This is a genomic window from Exiguobacterium sp. KKBO11 (genome assembly GCF_001644945.1).
In the GTDB taxonomy this organism is placed as follows: Bacteria; Bacillota; Bacilli; order Exiguobacteriales; family Exiguobacteriaceae; genus Exiguobacterium_A; species Exiguobacterium_A abrahamii.
In genome coordinates, this window is record NZ_LUCU01000022.1 from 254635 (window position 1) to 274194 (window position 19560).

The 19560-nt window shown below is 46.6% G+C and carries 19 protein-coding genes; 3 read left to right on the top strand and 16 right to left on the bottom strand.

Going from position 1 to position 19560, the window contains the following annotated elements; translation table 11 throughout:
* Positions 1 to 9: 9 nt before the first annotated feature.
* From AYO36_RS08380 to AYO36_RS08405, 6 genes are all read right to left on the bottom strand, one after another.
* Positions 10 to 825 carry a hypothetical protein gene (locus AYO36_RS08380; protein WP_064300152.1) on the bottom strand — a complete coding sequence of 272 codons (816 nt, stop codon included), beginning with the start codon at positions 823 to 825 and terminating at the stop codon, positions 10 to 12.
* On the bottom strand, positions 822 to 1499 hold the full coding sequence (locus tag AYO36_RS08385; RefSeq protein ID WP_064300153.1) for an ATP-binding cassette domain-containing protein: 678 nt from the start codon (positions 1497 to 1499) through the stop codon (positions 822 to 824). The genes AYO36_RS08380 and AYO36_RS08385 overlap by 4 nt, the downstream gene beginning before the upstream one ends.
* Positions 1492 to 1872 (bottom strand): GntR family transcriptional regulator, encoded by a 381-nt coding sequence (locus tag AYO36_RS08390; protein WP_029341325.1) that lies wholly within the window; start codon positions 1870 to 1872, stop codon positions 1492 to 1494. Before AYO36_RS08390 ends, AYO36_RS08385 begins: the two co-directional genes overlap by 8 nt.
* A 152-nt stretch (positions 1873 to 2024) precedes the next feature.
* Positions 2025 to 2213 (bottom strand): hypothetical protein, encoded by a 189-nt coding sequence (locus tag AYO36_RS08395; protein ID WP_029341324.1) that lies wholly within the window; start codon positions 2211 to 2213, stop codon positions 2025 to 2027.
* A gap of 13 nt (positions 2214 to 2226) precedes the next feature.
* The gene (locus tag AYO36_RS08400; RefSeq protein WP_064300154.1) at positions 2227 to 3102 is read right to left on the bottom strand and encodes a glucose 1-dehydrogenase; all 876 of its coding nucleotides are present in this window, start codon (positions 3100 to 3102) and stop codon (positions 2227 to 2229) included.
* 86 nt (positions 3103 to 3188) lie between these two features.
* The gene (locus tag AYO36_RS08405) at positions 3189 to 3668 is read right to left on the bottom strand and encodes an NUDIX hydrolase (protein WP_231884691.1); all 480 of its coding nucleotides are present in this window, start codon (positions 3666 to 3668) and stop codon (positions 3189 to 3191) included.
* Positions 3669 to 3976: 308 nt separating this feature from the next.
* On the opposite strand from AYO36_RS08405, the gene AYO36_RS08410 reads away from it, so the two are divergent.
* Both AYO36_RS08410 and AYO36_RS08415 read left to right on the top strand, forming a co-directional pair.
* Positions 3977 to 4714, top strand: coding sequence for a peptidoglycan DD-metalloendopeptidase family protein (locus AYO36_RS08410; RefSeq protein WP_064300156.1), 738 nt, complete (start codon positions 3977 to 3979; stop codon positions 4712 to 4714).
* A gap of 257 nt (positions 4715 to 4971) precedes the next feature.
* The gene (locus tag AYO36_RS08415; RefSeq protein ID WP_029341320.1) at positions 4972 to 5916 is read left to right on the top strand and encodes a peptidoglycan DD-metalloendopeptidase family protein; all 945 of its coding nucleotides are present in this window, start codon (positions 4972 to 4974) and stop codon (positions 5914 to 5916) included.
* 61 nt (positions 5917 to 5977) lie between these two features.
* Here the strand turns inward: AYO36_RS08415 and AYO36_RS08420 are convergent, their stop codons facing one another.
* The 10 genes from AYO36_RS08420 to brnQ form a co-directional block, all read right to left on the bottom strand.
* Positions 5978 to 7108, bottom strand: coding sequence for an FAD/NAD(P)-binding protein (locus AYO36_RS08420; protein WP_255359380.1), 1131 nt, complete (start codon positions 7106 to 7108; stop codon positions 5978 to 5980).
* A 167-nt stretch (positions 7109 to 7275) separates the two neighbouring features.
* The gene (locus AYO36_RS08425; RefSeq protein WP_023467840.1) at positions 7276 to 8388 is read right to left on the bottom strand and encodes a glycerol dehydrogenase; all 1113 of its coding nucleotides are present in this window, start codon (positions 8386 to 8388) and stop codon (positions 7276 to 7278) included.
* 94 nt (positions 8389 to 8482) lie between these two features.
* The gene (locus AYO36_RS08430) at positions 8483 to 9310 is read right to left on the bottom strand and encodes a sugar phosphate isomerase/epimerase family protein (protein ID WP_064300158.1); all 828 of its coding nucleotides are present in this window, start codon (positions 9308 to 9310) and stop codon (positions 8483 to 8485) included.
* The gene (locus tag AYO36_RS08435; RefSeq protein ID WP_064300159.1) at positions 9258 to 10256 is read right to left on the bottom strand and encodes a DUF6005 family protein; all 999 of its coding nucleotides are present in this window, start codon (positions 10254 to 10256) and stop codon (positions 9258 to 9260) included. Before AYO36_RS08435 ends, AYO36_RS08430 begins: the two co-directional genes overlap by 53 nt.
* On the bottom strand, positions 10249 to 10500 hold the full coding sequence (locus tag AYO36_RS08440) for a phosphopantetheine-binding protein (RefSeq protein WP_064300160.1): 252 nt from the start codon (positions 10498 to 10500) through the stop codon (positions 10249 to 10251). Before AYO36_RS08440 ends, AYO36_RS08435 begins: the two co-directional genes overlap by 8 nt.
* Entirely contained in the window at positions 10488 to 11684 is a 1197-nt protein-coding gene (locus AYO36_RS08445) for an AMP-binding protein (protein WP_064300161.1), read from the bottom strand. Before AYO36_RS08445 ends, AYO36_RS08440 begins: the two co-directional genes overlap by 13 nt.
* A complete protein-coding gene (locus AYO36_RS08450) occupies positions 11671 to 13296 on the bottom strand; it encodes an IucA/IucC family protein (RefSeq protein WP_064300162.1) in 1626 nt (541 codons plus the stop codon). Before AYO36_RS08450 ends, AYO36_RS08445 begins: the two co-directional genes overlap by 14 nt.
* Entirely contained in the window at positions 13253 to 14947 is a 1695-nt protein-coding gene (locus AYO36_RS08455; RefSeq protein WP_064300163.1) for an IucA/IucC family protein, read from the bottom strand. The genes AYO36_RS08450 and AYO36_RS08455 overlap by 44 nt, the downstream gene beginning before the upstream one ends.
* 327 nt (positions 14948 to 15274) lie before the next feature.
* Entirely contained in the window at positions 15275 to 16753 is a 1479-nt protein-coding gene (locus tag AYO36_RS08460) for an AraC family transcriptional regulator (RefSeq protein WP_064300164.1), read from the bottom strand.
* A 237-nt stretch (positions 16754 to 16990) separates the two neighbouring features.
* Positions 16991 to 18331 carry a branched-chain amino acid transport system II carrier protein gene (brnQ, locus tag AYO36_RS08465; RefSeq protein ID WP_064300165.1) on the bottom strand — a complete coding sequence of 447 codons (1341 nt, stop codon included), beginning with the start codon at positions 18329 to 18331 and terminating at the stop codon, positions 16991 to 16993.
* 280 nt (positions 18332 to 18611) lie between these two features.
* Between brnQ and AYO36_RS08470 the strand changes: the two genes are divergently transcribed.
* Positions 18612 to 19544, top strand: coding sequence for a DUF2268 domain-containing putative Zn-dependent protease (locus AYO36_RS08470; protein ID WP_064300166.1), 933 nt, complete (start codon positions 18612 to 18614; stop codon positions 19542 to 19544).
* The last annotated feature ends 16 nt before the right edge of the window (positions 19545 to 19560 follow it).

A 19560-nucleotide genomic window follows, 5' to 3' on the forward strand; every position in this document is an offset into this window, starting at 1 on the left:
GTGTCCTCCTTAAACAGCAATTTTCCATTTTAATAAACGAAGGCTTCTCCAAATCACATAAACAAAATAGATAACAAACAAGCTCATCAATACATATGCCTTTTCCGAGTTCAATAACAGCTTAGTCTGATCTAAGAAATACATACTTGCTACTAAGCAAATGACCATAATAAAAATCTCAATTCCCACTCGAATGAATCCACTCCATTTACGATAGGAGCGTTCAATTAAGACAAGCAAAAACATAAAACTTACAATGAACAATGATAATGCAAGAATTACAAATAAATTCGTCAAATTCAGCGAAAATAATTCACCTAATGTACTTCCGACAGTTCGTAAGCTATTTTTATCCATATAATCCTCTCGAACAACCAACCGGAAGAGACGGTTACCAATTTGAATCAAACACCATTGGATACCAAGAAAACTCATGATGATTAAAAAAACTGTTGTCAATTTCGAGAAGAAAATACTTGCACGATTCCCTGGAAGCATCAATAAACGATAGATATACTTCGTTTCACCTATCCAATCGCGGTACCAAATCTGAATAGAATAAATAACGACTAATGCTACACCAAGCAATGTCATGTAACTGAAAAAGGAAGTTGTATCAATGAATGAAATTTTTCCGATGTCATTGAATGCTTCATACAATGTAGCTGTATTTGACTTCAAGTAATCTTCAATTCTGCGCTCATGTAGTTTGACGTTTACAACGACCGACACTAACTCAATCGCTGCCATCACAAGCACGGCGATTACATAAAGCTTAAAACTCCGCTTAATCTCTTCGTTCGTCAATTGTATGTATTGTTTCATCGCAAATAGACCTCCCGCATCCGGTCCTGAACCGATTTCCCGTACAGTTCCCGCATCTCTTCCGTCTCATGTTCATCGATGATTCGACCGTCCTGTAAGAAGACGACCCGGTCGATCAAGTGCTCGATTTCCTGAATTTCGTGTGTCGTCATCAGGATGCCGCGTCCTTCCATGAAGTGACTCGAGAATAGTCCTGCAATCTGTTCCTTCGTAAACAGATCGATCCCAGCGAATGGTTCATCGAGTAATAAGTACGGACGATCGAGAGCGAAACCGAGGATCAAGCTGACCTTCGCCTGGTTCCCTTTTGATAAGTCCGTGATCTTATCTGTCGATAACAGCTGGAAGATCCGCATCAGTTCATCCGCTGTCGCCTGGTTCCAGTCGGAGTAATAATCCGCCATATACGTCAGCGCATCACCGACCGTCATGTAGCCGGGCATCGTCTGGATATCCGGAACGAAGGCAATCTTGTTTCGATTGACCTCGCCATCGACGAGAACCGTTCCCGCGTTAACTGGGACAAGGCCTGCGATTGCCTTCAGGATCGTTGATTTCCCCTCACCGTTAAGTCCAATCAGACACGTCAATTGATCCATCGGAACGGAAAACGAGACGCCTTGAAGAACTGGCTTTTTACCGTATTTCTTTTGTAACCCATGGACTTCAAGCATCGATCTTCCTCCGTTCCGTTTCCTGATACACCGTCTCGATTTTTGAGACGACCTCATCGAGTGGGATTTGAATCGCTTTGACGGCATCGATGAATTCAGAGACGGCTTCTTCTAGCATCTCGGCACGTACTTTTTGGACGACTTGTGGATCACGTGTAATCTTACTCGGGACATTCCGTTCTGTCGTAATCAATTGTTGCTCCTCCATCTCTTTGTATGCTTTTTGTGCGGTATTCGGATTGATTCCGAGCTGTGCGGCGATTTCGCGGCGGGACGGGATCTCTTGCCCGCTTTGCAATTCCTCGGTCGCGATTCGTTGTTTGAACCAACGGACGACCTGCAGGTACACCGGGCTTCTTTGGTCGAACTGCATCGGTAGACCTCCCTTTCCTGTGTAATGTATTAAAACAATAATACACTTCTCTTCTGTATCATACTCACCATACAGTTTGACTGTCAAGATAGTTTGTCTTCTTTATCACGAAAAAACCACCATCCAATTTTGGATGGTGGTCACTTCACTCATTAATAGGGATTCGGATCCTCCTGCGGTGTATCCGGAATCTCGGTCGGTTCTGGGAACGTATCCGGTTCCGGCTGACGGACCGGGTCTTCCTGTGGCGTATCTGGCACCTCGCTCGGTGGTGTCTGTGGTATCTCGTCCGGTTGATGATCCGGTTCGCGTTCAGGCACTTCATTCGGATTCTTCTTCATCTTGATCTCCCCCTTAAGACGTGATGTAATCGCCGCCGTTGATATGAATCGTCTGACCTGTGACGTAACTTGAATCACGGGAGGCGAGATAGACATAAGCCGCTGCATTCTCCGACGGCTGTCCCCGACGTTTCATTAACGTGTTTTCCCCATGTGCCTCCACTTTTTCCTTCGTGAACGTCGCTGGAATGAGCGGCGTCCAGATCGGACCGGGCGCGACGGCATTGACCCGAATCCCCTGTTTGATCAAGTTTGATGCAAGCGAACGTGTCAGTGTCGCAATTGCTCCCTTCGTCGCCGAATAATCGATCAACGTTGGTGCACCGGCATATGCTGTCACGGACGAGGTATTGATGATCGTGTCTTCTTTTTTCAAATGAGGTAATGCGGCTTGCGTCAGATAGACAATCGAGAATACATTCGTCTCGAACGTTTCTCGGAGTTGATCTGGTGTGATGGCTAGAAAGTCATCTTGCGGAAACTGCTTGCCGGCATTATTGACGAGAATATTCAATTGACCGAATTCCGCGAGGACGGTATCGATAATTGGTTGTGCGTGTTCCGGTCGACTAATATCCTTCGCAATCTTTAACGCCTTGACGCCGTATGATTCGATGGTTGCCACCGTTTTTTCAGCGTCTTTCCCCTCATTTAAGTAAACGATCGCGACATTCGCTCCTTCTTTGGCGAAAGCGACTGCAACAGCACGCCCGATTCCACTATCCCCACCGGTAATCAAAGCGACTTTCCCTTTTAACTTACCTGAACCGACATAATCTGGATCATCGTAGATCGGCTCCGGTTTCATGACGTACTCGATTCCCGGCTGTCGCTCCTGCGTCTGCCCTCGTGCTTCTTGATGCATCGCTTCGAACTGCTCTTCTCTCATGAACGGTCAGCTCCCTTAGCTAACGTAATGAACTACATATTCAACGATTCCCTTGCGATACATCTATAAACGTTTTTCCGGAAAAGTCAGATGTCATTCGTCAATAGTATCGGAAACATATTTGTTTGAAGCATTTTTGATAATTCGCCTGGATACAACGTATACTGATCCAGTTTGTCGAACGGAACGAAGCGATACGTCAATCCGTCGCCTTCTGGACCGTAAAAGTCTTCCGTCGAGAGTGGCATTGGCTCTTGGCAAACGACTTCATAAAACATTCCTAGTTCATGAAACTGGTGATCAGCGTACTCAAAGAAATTTTCATGGAGGAAACGGAAGACCGGTGGCTCGATCAACTGACCTAGTTCTTCTACCAATTCACGTGCAATCGCTTTGGCACCACTTTCACCGAACTGAACACGCCCTCCCGGTAATGACCAAAAATCATCTTCTCCTTGGCGATGAATCAACAGATGTCCATCTTGAATCAACAGCGCCACTGCGCGAATGTTAAGCTTTTTTTGATTTACTGTAAACGTCAAATCCATTCCATTACCTACTCTCATCTTATTAGACTCCCATACTTTCTCATCATTTCCCACGATTGCGTTTTGTCATCAAATTCATCTCGTTGTAACACGGATTCATCTTGATTTTAAGGGATTTTGAGATTGAATATGTATTCAATATTACAACAATTGTTATTAGAATATATTTAAGCAATCAAATTGAAACACAACCGTCTGATGTTTGAATGCTATACTCTCGTTAGTCAAATGACCGCATCACTCACTTCAACACACACTAAACGCATCCACTTCTATAGATGTCATTCCGACGACAACACTAGATATTCAACTTAGGAGGAACATTCATGAAACGAACAATCACGACGTTAGCAATGAGCGCCCTCGTTGTTTCAGGTTTTGCAGCTACGGGTACAGGTAAGGTTGAAGCCTCTTCTGGCTCATCGTATAAAGTTAAAATCAAGGCAGACGGACTCCGCGTCCGGACTGGTCCATCGTTAAAACACCGCATCGTCGACGGCGTCAATGCGGGTCAAACATTCAAATACCTCGGTCGGACAGGAAACTGGACGAAGATCATGCATAAAGGCGAAAAACGCTTCGTTTATTCTGGTTACGTCAAGAAGTACAGTGTTTCTGGAAAATCAGCGAAAAAAGCATCATTCTCTTCGTCGACTGGATTCATGCGTCCGACAAGCGGATCGATCACACAAGGGTATGGGAATGCTAGCGGGAAATACGGCTACACGTTCCATAACGGAATCGACTTCGGTGCACCTACTGGAACACCAGTTAAAGCAGCCGCTGCCGGAAAAGTCATTAAGTCGTCATATCAGGGAGCTTATGGTAACCATGTCATGGTCGAACATAAAGTGAACGGTATTTCGTACACAACGGTGTATGCTCACTTGAGCAAACGTTCTGTCTTCGTCGGTCAATCGATCCCGAAAGGCGCGAACATCGGAGCTGTCGGTAGTACAGGGAACTCGTCTGGATCACACTTACACTTCGAGATTCATCGTGGAAACTACGTCTACAGCGGTTCTTCTGCAGCAAGCAGTGTCAACCCACTCGCTTTCTTATAAGCATTTCCAGGTACCTCATCTGAGGTACCTTTTTTGATTTTCAGTGGGCATTTCATCTTATCCAATTCCATCCAATCTTGTCAAAGGATTTTATGATTATTGGAAAATGAATAAAATTAAGTCCGTTTAATATAATTTATTGAAATAATATCGAAATGTGAATGTAACATTTAAACAAATTCGTAAATGTTATACTCATCTATGAAATTTACATAACGGTTTAGTCACACAGATTACATATTCAGGAGGAATGAATCATGCATGGTTTTTGGAAAGGTGTCTCGGCGACAGCCATCGCTGTCGCAAGTTTTGCATCATTTGCCATCCCGCGTGCGGATGCTGCAACGACGTTCTATAAGGTGAAGGTCATGGAGGACGGCTTACGCGCTCGGACGGGTCCTTCGACATCTTACGGTACGGTCACGAGCTTTGAAAAAGGTGACACATACAAGTATCTCGGACGGACAGGGAACTGGACGAAAATCCTCTATGGTTCAAAAAAAGTCTACGTCTCTTCTACATATGTTAAGAAATATTCTGTAACACGTATCTATAAGATTAAAATCAACGTCGACAATCTTCGCGTTCGTAGCAGCAACTCGACGAGCAGTGCAGTCGTCGGAAGTGTCGATAAAGGCGAAACATTCCGCTACCTCGGTCGGACAGGTGACTGGATCAAGTTCCTATACGGTGGCGACAAACGATTCGTACACGCTGACTACGTCTCGAAATATGCTGTCTTGACACTGACAAACAGCAGTGGCGCATCAAAAGCCTCGACGTCGACGTCAAAAAGCTTCGCGACACCAACGAGTGGCCCGATCACGCAAGGATATGGTAAGGCAAGCGGTGCTTACGGCTACACGTTCCATAATGGTATCGATTATGGCGCAGCAAAAGGTACTCCAGTCTATGCGACAGCAAGCGGTAAGGTCATTACGTCTCAGTTCAAAGGCGCATACGGCAACTACGTTATGGTCTCACACACTGTCAACGGATCGCCGTTCATCAGTCTGTATGCACATATGAATAGCCGCTCCGTCTCGGTCGGTCAAACCGTCGCCCAAGGTCAAAAAGTCGGTACAGTCGGTGAGACAGGTAACGCTTTCGGAACACACTTACATTTTGAACTTCATAAGGGATCGTACGTCTACAGCGCAACATCAGCTGGTAGCAGCGTCAACCCACTCGATTACCTCTAAAAAAAGCCCCGACCGCATGACGTCATTGATAAGTCATGTGGTCGGGGCTTTTCCTATTCTTTTAAACGGAAACAAGCGTAGTCTGTTTCTCTTGAATCGTCGAGACAATCGCACGTGCTGCAGCTTGTCCCCCGTAAATCGACCGAGCGAACGGTCCAACCGTCAAGTCAGCAAGACTGCCAGTCGCGAATAAGTTCTCTCCCCATTCAAAGGTTTCTTCATCTAATAACGGCGTCCGGCAAGGAGACAATGGCAGATTCAACTCTTGCTGTACCGCTTCTAGCCAAGATCCTTCGACGACCATCGGACGGATACCCGTTGCGCAAATAATCGATTCAGCGGTGATGATGCGACCATCCTTAAGCTTTACTCCACTTCCGATTTCCTGCTCGACTTCACCAATCACATGACTGATGATTCCTTCTCGAATCAGATGACGGACACGTTGAATCAAGTCCTGTGTTGCCGTTCCCGGGCGACGCTCCTGTACGATCAACGCTCGTTTTTCACTAGCCGACAAGGACTTGAATGGTGTCAATCCTTTTGGTCCCATGAACTTCCGATCGGCATCGAATGCACTTTTTTCGAGCGGACGTCGTGAAAGGAGGGTCACCTGTCCAGGATAGCGCTCGGCACATTGAATCGTATGATGCAGGGCGCTGATCCCACCTCCGATGATGACGACCGGAGGTGTATCGTGCTTCGATAAGAAAACGTGACGCGCCGATTTCGCCCACTCTGGCATGACGTGATGCTCCGATTGCCCGAGGGCGAGAACGACACGTTTTGCCCGTAACTCGCTTTCGTCTGTCGAGACGATCCACGTCCCGCTTTCTCGTCTTAGTCCTGTGACTTCCCCTTGGACCCAGCTCGTCTCCACTTCATTTCGTTGCGCCAATTGAAGGGCATGGTCGTTGAATAATTCCAAGGATGGTCGCCCGTATGTATCCTTGAAGGCTTGATGTGTATAATCCTGTTCTTCAGCATGATGCCTGAGACTCGTCGGATTCGTCGAAGTGTGGTGAACCCGAGTTGAACGTAGGTAAGGCATGCCAATCCGTTCGGTTTGTTTACGCCAGTTCATCAATGGTTGCTGGTGACGATCGATGATCCGTATCATCTCCCGATCGATTCCTTTTTCACGTAAGGCATTGAATACCGTCATTCCATGAATTCCTCCGCCAACAATCACCCATCATATCGATCCGTCATCACAAAAACTCCTTCACCTGAATTAAATCGTAATCATTACGTTTTATAAAGATAGCGTGTTTTTAAGAAGAATTCAAGCGTCATTCGACGAAAGCCCATAAAAAATCCGCTTCCTCTCGGTAGAGGAAGCGGATTTAAACGCATCAATCAGGAAGAAGCATGTTTCGCTAGATACGCTTTCGAATAGCGGTCAGCTGCGATGATCGCATCCGCGACTTCGTCCGCTGTGACGTTGAAACCGCTGTGGATCGTCTCGCCTTCAGCAGTCGCTGCCTCGCCGACCTTGACGATGTCTTCACGCGACGCATCTTTTAGCTTGACGTCTTCGAGCGTCACCGGTAAGCCAAGATCCGTGTAGAGCGCGATGTACCGCTCGATTTCTTCTTGTGGATGTTCTTCGAGCGCCAGTTGAACGAGTGTACCAAAGGCAACTTTCTCACCGTGCGTTAAGTGGTGAATCTCACCGTCAAGCGCTGTGAACCCGTTATGGATCGCATGCGCTGCAGCTAGCCCACCACTCTCGAAACCGAGTCCACTTAAGAGCGTATTCGCCTCGACGACGGCTTCAAGTGCCGGTGTGACGACTTGCGCTTGAACGGATTCATACGCCAAGCGACCATGCTCGAACAAGACTTCCTCACACCGTTTGGCGATCGCTTGTGCCGCAATCGTCGGTCGTCCCCCTGCCATCGTTTGTCCACCAAAAGCGACGACACTCCGGACCTCAACCCACGTCGCGAGCGCATCGGCGATTCCGGACGCGAAGAAACGCGCTGGTGCTTGGGCGATCAGTTTCGTGTCGACGAGAACGAGATCGGGATTCTTCTTATAGAAGCGATAACTTTCGAAAATCCCTTCGTCGGAATAGATGACGGACAGGGCACTCGTCGGGGCATCGGTCGAAGCAAGCGTCGGAACGATGACGACGGACACGTTCAGCTCATCCGAGACGGCTTTTGCCGTATCGAGCGTCTTTCCGCCCCCAACACCCATGACGAACCGAACATCTGCTGCTTGTGCTTGCTCAGCGATTCGTTTCACTTCATGCCGTGAGGCTTCGCCACTGAAATCCGCTTTCTCGATGCCGACATTTTCGCCGGACAACGAGTGTTCGACACGTTCCTTGACGATTTTCCAGACGACATCATCCGCGATGACGAGCGCTTTTTCACCGAACGGGCTCACATATGTACCGAGCCGGTCAATGACATCCTTTCCTTGGACATACTTTGAGGGACTAATGAAGACACGTTCTGACATGTTTCAACATCCTTTCTGTAAGGGACACGATAGTCAATGACATACAGTAGAGGAATTGCCTTTTCTGCTGACGTTTAAACCCCATCAAGTCGAATCATCTTGACAAAACGGGTACTCTTTCAAGTGCTTGAACAATAAGACGTCGATCTTCGCTTAATCGCTTGTCCGGATCAGGACCGAACCATTCAAGGCTTGCCGTCAAGTGATCGAGATGAGCCGATACGTCTTCAAAGAACCGTTTATAATCGACGATACCTTCGAATAATGGAACCATCCCTTCCCGTGATCCGCTTGCTGCATATACATTCGTTGGTTCAAATACTGCGAACTGTTCAGCATTCGCCACTGTTTTTAAATGAAGGTGATCCACACACGATGCAAGTCTGAAGTATGCTTCGACGGGATCTGCCTTTGATTCGATGACATGCAAGACGTCAAAGTTGATCCGACATGCCGGATGGTTGATCGCTTGTAGCAAACGAACCGTTGCCTCTACCGTATCTGTTGCCGTGTTCGGATGAAATTCAAGTAATAATCGCTGTCCTGCAGGATCAAGGACACGGCAAATCCCGTTCAATCGATAAACGAGTTGATCCCATTTGGCATCGGATAAGGTATGGCTCGCCTCATTACCAGCAAAGATGCGGATGCGCTGCGTTCCGATTCGTGTCGCTAATCGCGAGAGTCGTTTCGTCTCCGCAAGTAGTTTTGACATCGGTGCGTTTAAATTTAAATAATGACTCAACATACTGACGTTCAGATGGGACGACTTCAGCCGATCGACTTCTTCCGTTCTTAAATGTTCAGCATGAACTCCCCAAATATCAATGGCGTCAAAGTGTTCTTCTGAAGCAAAATCGATCAAATCATTAAATGAACGCAGATGATGCCGATAGCTGATCGTACAGAGTGCGAGTTTCATGTTCAATCCCCTCCTGTCGTTGATATGCATGGAACGTGTCGACGAGTTGTCGTTTAATGGCACTCTCCCGTGCCCATTGTTCTTCGATCAATCGTTCGATTTCTAAGTACACTTCCGGTTGACGCGTTACAGCGTATTTGACAGCCCGATGCTGGATGACAGAGTATTGATTGACTAATGTTTCAACCTCATCCGTCCATTCTTCAAAATCAGATGTCTGCAAGTCGCGTCCAATCGCTTCATATAAATAAGCAAATGCATGCTCATAGGCATATTTTCGAATGGCAATCACAGGTAACTGCTTTAAGGCATTCGGTAATCCCTCAGGTTGTTCACGATAGTGATGCACAACACGTTTGACCGACTCAGTCAATGGATGATGTACGTTTAGACAACTCATGAAATACGCACTTACCGTCGTCGCATTCGGTATTCGAACATCCGTACTTCGAAACGCAAACCCACCAGCGACAGCACGATGGCGTACTGCTGCAAGAATACGTTCTCTTTCTATTTCACCTTCATACCGGAAATCAGGATCAAGCATGTGCCATATTTCCGGATCTTCTGTCGCCTCTAACATGACGTAGTGGGGAAACACATCATGGTGAAATTTATTTTCGCGCTCAGGTAGACTAGCTAAATCCAACATGACGATCACTGACTCGTCCTCGTTTTTCTGTTCGATTCGTTGAATCAGCTGAGCGATGTTTTCGTCTTTTGACTGTTCGTGGTCGTACCATTCTTCGACTGGGATTCCGTAAAGACGTTCATACCAATCAAGCATCTCCTGATGGTTGATCTTCTCATCATGATGTGAGAGGACATAATCGGCTGACAAGGAAAACGAAGAATCCCATACGCCAAAGTAATAGGGACGATGGTCAGCGGCCGATCGTTTGATCGTCTCGCAGACGCAACTGACGAGACAGTGTACTTTAATCATGTATGACCTCCTGTAAAACAGACATTAACTCTTCTACTCGCATTTTGGGGAGGGCTGACATGTGCTCATCTGGAATCACTAACCCGTGTTCCAATTCAAGGTGAAGCAACAGATGAATCAAACGCATCGAATCCAGTCCTAGATCATCTCGTAGAGAGTCTGTTGTCGAGACAGGGACAGATGATGACCATTCGAGCTGTTCGGTCAGTATATCTTCGAATTGCGCAATCGTTAAACGGGACATGTTTGTTCCCCCAATCGTTTTCTACTCACTTTCCCATTCGCAGACAGCTCGATTTGCTCAACGATTTGCCACTCCGTCGGTCGTTGATGAGGTGCGAGATGCTTCATACAATGTTGTTTCAGTTCTTCCTCCGATGCCGTCGTCACGAGTTGAGCGCAGACGCGCTCTCCTTGGAACGCATCCATTCGTTTAAAGACGACGACAGCCTCGACGGTTGGAAGCTGATACAAGACATCTTCGACTTCCCCGGGATAGACGGATAAGCCAGACACATTGATCATCTCATCGAGTCGGCTAAGAAAGTGCAGCCCGTCTTCAACGTACATTAAATCCTTCGTACCAATCCGTACGCCTTGTTGCGAAACGACTAATTCTGCTGGTTTCCCCTTCGTTCCAGTTTCAATTTCAAGGTGTTCTAACGGAAATCCGATCGCTTGCGGACTCGGCGGATTCGGATGTAGTGCGATACAACCGATTTCTGAACAGCCATATTGTTGAAGCAAATGATGTGTCTTCCGTTCAATCGAACGGAACCATTTTTCTGGTAATGTCATCCCGGAAATCATCACTGCGTGAACTGTTTCCGGGAACAAACTCATCGCATACGCCAGTCCCGGTGCCATATAGATGATAGCGTCCGGATGCAAACGATGAATTGCTAGCACATGACGTGGTGAGAAGTCTTGTAGGATGACTGGTGTTGCTCCGCGTCTTAAAGTCGCAAACACTCCACACAGTAATCCGAATGAGTGCGTCGTCGGACAAGCAATGATCGTCGCTTTGGTCGTCAGCGGAAAACTGTTCGTATAAGCAGTCAGTTCCGTCTCGATCGACTCCCATGTCCGGTGAATGATTTTGGGTTGCCCCGTCGTACCGGAACTGAATTGAATCAATCCACCCGCACGTTTTTCCGCTTCCGGAAGCGGAATGATGGTCTCTTGATAAATCAAATAGCCACATCCGGCTTGTATCGCTAGACGCTCAGCACCAGAAACAGGCGTCTCCGGATGAATGGGAAGGATTGTTCCATTCATACGTCGCATCGCAAGACAGAGGGCTAACCATGCTTTTGTATCTAACGTACAGATGGCTACGGTCTTCCCTTCCGTTATGAACGATTGCTTCACCAGTTCGTGTGTCGTCAATTCTTCTTCTGTCACCCATTCTTTCTCAATCCATAGCATGATCGTCTTCCTCTCCTCGTTGAACTAGTGAATTTTTTACATCGATTTGATTCGTCAAACCAAACCGTGGTGCCAGTAAGGCTTCTGCCGTTACTCTTTGTTCGTACCATCCGATTCGTTCTAGTCGGTCTCGATCAATCGGCAACCCCTCGATCGTCTGATGCATCCAATCAAAGAACGTCGCTTCATTCAAGTTCTCCGTCAGTTCAAGTTGATACGCTAGTTCCGTCAAATGATAGACGAATAATGTATCGTACAGCAGCTCGCGTAAGGCAAGCGGGTGTGACATTTCATAATAGGTATTGAGCGGTGCATCAAAATCAGGATGTAGCCTCTTAAAATCGGGTACATCCGATGGATCATCGAGCAACTCGGTGACGAACTCGACGCTATCATGAAAATCGCGGAGAATGATCCGTTCCGGCCATCCATCCCGTAAGACAAGTAACGTATTTTGTGCGTGAGCTTCCACACCGATTCCTTTCTCGGTCACAAGTCGGATGACTGGTTCGAGATAGACGCCGAAGAATCGACGGAGCCACCGTTCATGACCATATCGTTCCAACCACGGACCTAGAAAATGTCTTCCGTCGACCTCGATTTGAGCAAGTGCCGTCAAAGGCATGACTTGCTCGCCCGGTTGAGCATACGTCAAGACATTTTCTCGAAAGACACAGCCGACCCGACCCGCAAGTGGACCGCTCGAAACGACAGATGAAGCAAATTCAGATAACAGCGTCACCGGCAATTCACTCGCCTGTTTTTTCAACCAATCCGATACCGCAGGAGCTGCCACGACATTCGGAACGGAAAAAGTCCGAACGGCTGACGTTTGCTTCAAGTCTAGCGGCAATTTGATATGCGGTAGTTCGGGGTGACCTGGACAAAAAACGGTTCGAATCGACTGCGTCGCTTGTACGAAGACACCACCTTCTCCTAAGTCGACACCTCCGACTTGTGCCACTTCCTGTTGGATACGTGACCACTGCCACGGATGGACCGGAAGAATCTGATAATCGGTTTGATTGAGCTCTTCCAGTTTGACTAAAAACATATGTAGAAGCGATTCTCCAAGAATCAGTGGAATAGGTAAGATTCCATTCCCTTGAACGAGCGTAGAAGGTAAGGCAATCCAATGTAACTGGAAGCGATTGCCCGCTTCAGGTCCATATGCCTCGTGATCAGCTCGCGAAAAACCAATCCTTGATTTATAACAAGGATGATAGGGATGCCCTTCGATGATGGTCTGCTCCAACTCTTCATAATCCAAGCCTGCTCGGTGGATTGGTAGACGATGTTGCTGCGACAAGTCATCAAAATCATGTGTACGTCGCAACTCTTCCTGAAAGTCGTCCGAGATCGGCAACTGCGTCAAAAGATGCTCAAACCAGTCGTTGACGCCAGATGACTTCGATGAGCGTAACGTCTTGATGTCGAGCCGAATCCGGTCGAACGGACCGCGTTTGCCCTCGACTGTCACTTCACTATCTTTTATGTGGAATGTAAAACGATGCTTCATTCCGACAATCATTTCAGTAAAAGGAAGAATCCGTTCGAATAACAAACTCTCAAGAAGTTGTTTGCAGATACGTGTTTTGCTGTCGTAAAGCATAGTTGTCCTCCCGTAACGGATTATCCAACTCGACGAAACAAACTCGTTCTCCCTCGACTTCGAGTTCATCGAGTCCTTGTAGGCGTGTTAGTAAATTCGCCTTATATGGAAGTGTCGGCGATTCTAACAACATCAAAAGCCAAGCTCTGCCTCGCCCTTCTAGACTTTCAACTCGTACCTGACACCATTCGTGCAGTAACGCGATAGCAACTTCTTCGTTCAATAATGTGTCTGCTGCAAATCGGTCGATGACACTCGCCAGATGGTTCCAAATCATGTAGTACGTCAAACGCTCAGCAATGACTTCTTCTGGGTAGAACAACGTCGTATGCTTCAATTCCGGTTCCAGCAGGATGAAGGAATCTCGATTCGTGTCTGCTAAGTAATAGCCTTGATTATCCCGGACGTGATATTGAACCGGCCATCCGTCTTCGAATGTGATGAGACTATTTTGCTGATGTGCCTCGAGACCGATTCCTTGTTCCTCATACAGTGTAACGATCGCTCCTAACGTCAACTCTAAGTACTGTTTCCACCACCGAGTGACGTGTTCCGGTTCGATTAATCCTGACTGCCGAATGAGCCGCAGCAGGAGAGATTCCGAATTCGGTAATGCCGGTTGGACGAGTGCTGCAACATTTACCGCGTGGGGTGCAGGGTCTCGCAGGATGACTTCGAATCCGGTCTCTTCTTTAGTCCGGATCGCTAAATACGCAGGATCGTGAATGAGGTCAAACGTATCAGGAAGAGACAGATGACAAAACAATCGATGCATCAAATAACCGGCCTCTAATTCGTGCCGCTTGTTGACGCGTCTTGAGTTCGTCACTTGGACAGGTATGGATAACTTCAACATATGACTTCGGTCGAGTGCTTCGACGGTCCGTATCGACGAAGTCGCGTTATAGAGTGGTCCAGTTGCGCCATGATAACGGAGAATACTTTGCTCGATCCATTGCTTGATTGTCGGCTGACGTAACAAATACTCGGCTTGAAGCGGATGAATTGGAATGACTCGCTCTTGCGCCGTCGCTTGGATTGAGTTATCCAGTTGATTTTTCATCAGCTGAGTAATCGTCTCGTTGCTACCTGAACGTTCTTCGAGCAATGTCTCATGTACTGTGAAATAGTGAAGTTGAAACGGCTGACGGAATTCAGGCGCATACGCTTTTTGTTGCCAGTCGGTCATACCGACTCTACTTTTCGGGGTCGGATGGAACCAATGACCACACCACAAGCGTTGTTCATAATCGATGAACGTCTGTTGCTCTTGTGCGTTCAGTTGTTCCTCCAAAATCAATTGCACAGTCCGGTGACTGTCAAGAACGCGAAAGAGTAAGTCCGTTTGATCCGGATGTTGATCTTGAAGCTTGATGCAACAGGTGATGATACAAGACATGGCTGAAACTTCCCGCCATCCGTTCTTTGTCTCTTCACGGATCATTCCAATCTCGTGGCGTCCGATGATGGAACGACGTTTGATTTCAATGAGATATGGCTTCATCCAATAAAAAGAGGATGTCTCGGATGCATCAAACGGTCTCTCGTTGACCCATTCGCCCGGGTTCACTTCTCTGATGTAGCTGTTCATGAACGATTGAAGCGTCACCTCGGTCGCTAATCGCTCGATTTGTTCTTCGCATGTTCGCACGCTCTGTTCCTCCCCTTATTGAAAATCATTCTCATTCCATATCAATAGAAAAACGGGTTTCCCCGTTTTTGATGGTGCGTATACGCACTTATTTTAAGTAAAACGTTTTCAAGTTTCTTCAATCCGTTTTCACAATCGATTAAATGCCAGAAGTCACATATCGTCGTGAGATTTAACACAAATCAAACAAACGATCCTCCCTAACATTCGTACGACAAGGTGACGACTTTTTAGGTTCATTTATCAGCCTTCTCTGCCTCATTGTGAACTCCATCTGTAATGATAATCATTATCAATGACGAATGACATGGATTTTCTTTTCATTCTTCATGGACAAACAAAACAGTTACTATCGCTGATATATGTATGCAATTGACGTAACATATGCATCCTCCCAAGTGGTCCCCACGGATCCCAATCTACACTGTCTGGGTGAAATATACGCCCCGTCCTAACGGCACGAAGCGTTTTCCACTCCTTCGTTCCTCGAATTCGTTCCACATCTGCAGGTTGACTCCACAGTATGAACAGACCATCCGGATCTAACTGCTGTAATGTTTCTAGGCTGATCGTCATGTAGACGGTATGCGGAAGTCCTTCCACTGCTCGTAGACCGATTTCATTGAACAGAAAATCCAACATCGTATGCCCTGTTCGTCCGTACAGTCTGATTTCTGAGTCTCTGATCCAGATGACTGCCCATGTCACATTCCGATTGAATTCGAATTGTTGCTTCACAACTGATTCAAACGTCTCGACTTCGTTGATGATATCAGTCGCTTGCTCAAGCATATCGGTTGCCGTAGCAACAGCATACAAGTAATCCTTCCAGCAAGTTTGTTTCGAAATATCGATGACCGGACAAGAAGTCAACATAGGTGGTAGTTCACCTCGTATCGGTGTCCGTAAAACGAGATCAAGATTTGATGTCTCAAACCATTCCGGTAAAATCGTTGCTGACGCGTCGTATAGTCGCGTACCTTCGATTTCACTTAAATAGTCTGGCACACCGTTCGAACGATATTGTGTCGGAAAAGACGGTGCGATGACCGGTTGAATGCCAAGTGCCAATAAGTGATCTTGTAACAACGCTTGACTCCAGATTCCGACCCGTGGAATCAACCGTTTCCGGTACTGACTTGGTGATAGTCCCTCACGCTTTTTAAAGAGACGGCTGAAATAAAATTCATCATTGATTGATACACGTTCTGCGATCTCGGCAATCGTCCAATCTGGATGTGCAATCATCCACTCCTTCGCCCGTTGCATCCGCAATTGATGAAGCAGTTCCTTTGGTGATTGATCGTAGTGCTTTTTGAATTGACGAGAAAACGTCGGCAGTGACATGTTTAACTCACTTGCCAAGTCACTGACTGTTCTTGATTTTCCGAGTTCTTTTAACCACTCTAACGTCACTTCCTCAAACGTCTGCTCATGACGACGTTCACTTAATTGCTCCAGTAGTTGATACAAATAGCGATGTTGTCTAAGAGAACCGGTCATTGTTTCTGGACACCCTTGCATTCGTTCTAAGCACTCCTCTAGTTCATTCGTTGGTTGTCGGAAGATTGGAAATGGCGTCAGTTCAACCTCTACCTGATACAAGAGACAATGTCCCTCCTGAACGATGAATCGTTCACCTGATTTCTTGACGAAACAGGCTTCTCCCGCCTCTAGACGTTTTCTTTCCGTGTAGGTAATGCCAGCACCTTGTATGACGATGATCAAACTCGGACGTAACGTCAATTGTCCTCCTGTTTGTAACGCGTGTTTTCTCACTCGAAATGTATTCAATGCTTCTGTCATTTTCAACTCACTCCTAAAAAACATTTGCTATCTAATGCTTTTCCGTATATCAAATTTGAATGATTTTAATTGGATAAACATCATTTATCACCCCTTCTAATTGATAATGAATATCATTTTCGTTAACACTATAGCATCATGCTACCGCTTTTTGTCAACAACTGTTGCTAGAATACGTTTCATCGTTACAATAAAAAAATCCCTTCACCCAGTGTAATCTGAGTGAAAGGATTTAATTTAAGCTACACGCGACGACGATTGTGTCTGTGCTGTTTTCTTACCAACGATTGCTCCAATCGCTCCACCAATGATGGCTGGAACGACCCATCCGAGACTGACGGAAGCAAACGGTAATACCGCGTCGAACACTTTCGTGACAGCTGAGACGTTAATCCCTGCTGTCTTCAATCCATCAAACAAACTGACAACGAATGTCATCCACAGCGCCCCTTGATAGACGGCTGGTTTGCCTTTAAAGAGTGGATGCAAGAATGTCAGGAAAATGAGACAGATTGCCAGTGGATAAAGTGTCATCAAGACTGGCTTTGAGACGGCAAGTAATTGATTCAGACCGATGTTCGCGACGAGTGCGCTGAAGACTGATAGACCAATCGTCCATTTGACGTACGAGATTTTTGGCACGAGTGCCGAGAAGAACGACGCACAGGCCGTGATCAAGCCGACACTTGTCGTCATACAGGCGACTGTGATCATCAGACCGAGTAAAATCGCACCGTATTCACCAAAGTAATAATCGGACACAGCAGACAAGATCTCTGCTCCGTTCGCCAGTTGTCCGATTTCAGAGACACTCGAAGCACCCATGAAGGCAAGCGCCGAGTATGTGATTGCAAGCAAGGCTGCTGCGATCAATGACGCTTTCGTACAAATCAAGAGTAACTGTCGCTTCGATGTGACACCTTTTTCCTTGATCGCTGCGATGATGATGATCCCGAAAACGAAAGCACCAAGTGCATCGAGCGTCATATATCCTTCCTGGAAACCGTTAAAGAAGGCATTCGACTGATATGTCTTCAAAGGATTCTGAAAACTTCCGATCGGATGCAGGACAGCGACGACGATCAACAGACCGATGAACGTGATCTTAATCGGTGTCAGGACTTTCCCGACGACATCGACGATTTTCGTCGGATTCAATGATAAGAGACACGCAACCGTGTAGAACAAGACCGTGAAGATGAGCAGCGGCCAGTGGCTCGTCGATTCACTGAAGAACGGCTTGATTCCAATCTCATACGAGACCGTTCCGGCACGAGGAATCGCGAAGAATGGCCCGATCGCAAGATACAGAATGACCGAGAACCCGATCCCGAACGCAGGATGAACGCGTGACGCCATCGCTTGTAGATCGCGTTCCCCTGAAAACGCGAATGCGAGAATCGCAAGCAATGGTAGACCGACACCGGTGACGAGGAATCCGGCATTGGCGACCCAGACATGCTCCCCTGCGAGCTGTCCGAGCATCGGCGGAAAGATGAGATTTCCTGCCCCGAAGAATAAGGCGAAGAGCATCATGCCGATGACGATGATAAATGATGTTGGAACAGTTTTAGACATAATAAACCCCCACTGATGATGATCGACTTCATCTCGCTCCCTAAGCAGATGAAGTACTTCGTTCGAAAGGATACCATACGTTTAAGAGCTCGTGCTAGGAGTTTATCTGGAGAATATTCTGAAAATTGCGCAGAAAGTTTGGTAGAACTACGGTCTATAGAATTTGTTACGTCTGTGCGTCGAAGCATGAAATCGGATTCATAAGTTCATATGACGTAGTAGGATTAAAAGGTTTCATGAAGAAAGTAAATATATGGATAATTAAACAGGAGGTTTTTCTATGAAATCGATCTATCTTCTTAGCGCCACCCTTTTACTTGCCAGTTGTTCCCCCGCTGCCGAAAAACCAAAGACGTATGACATCTCGTTTACGCATGAGAAACAAGAGATTCAAATCGTTCCTTTGTACAAGGCGTATGACGATTACATTCAAGCGGCTTCGAAACATCCAGAGGACAATGAGGCACTATTTAAAAAATATGTATTGGGCGCTAAAAATAGCGTCATCAAACAAGAACAGCTCCAAGCGATGCCCGTTCCTAGCCTCTATGAACAGCCATCGGAGAACATCAAGGACTTAAAGCAGATGAATACATATTTGAAAAAACACCATCAGCGCATCATGAAACAGATCAAGTCCAGTCTCCTGACTTCGATGAAACAACTTCCACGGGATGAGAAGCTCGTCGTCTTCGTCTCCCCGACGACACCAATCGAGCATGATGATGCCAAGCGTTATGGTGGTGTCAGCGGTGTCGCGCAAGGAAACAATTCGATGAGTCTGTTCTTCTTGAAGGATTTTTCGGAAACATCATTACGCAACACAACGGCGCATGAGTACCATCATACCGTTGCCCTCGATGAACCGAATCGTGCGACGATGCTCGATTACATCATCCTCGAAGGAAAAGCAGAATTCTTTGCCCACAAGCTTTATCCTGTGGAATCATCGGAAGCTATTGCTCCTTTACTTGACCACACCTTAGAGCATGTGATTTCGGAGCTGAATGCGGAACGATTGACGACGGATGATCTGTTCTTTGGAAATTACGAAAAACAAATTCCAGCGTTCGTGAAATACAGACTCGGCTACATGATAGTCTCCGACTTCGTAAAACAACATCCCGAGATTTCCTTGAAGGAATGGTCACGGATGTCATCTGTACAAATTCTCGAAAAAAGCAGTTATAAGAAGAGGTTAACGATTCGCTAAAAACATCAAAAAAGCA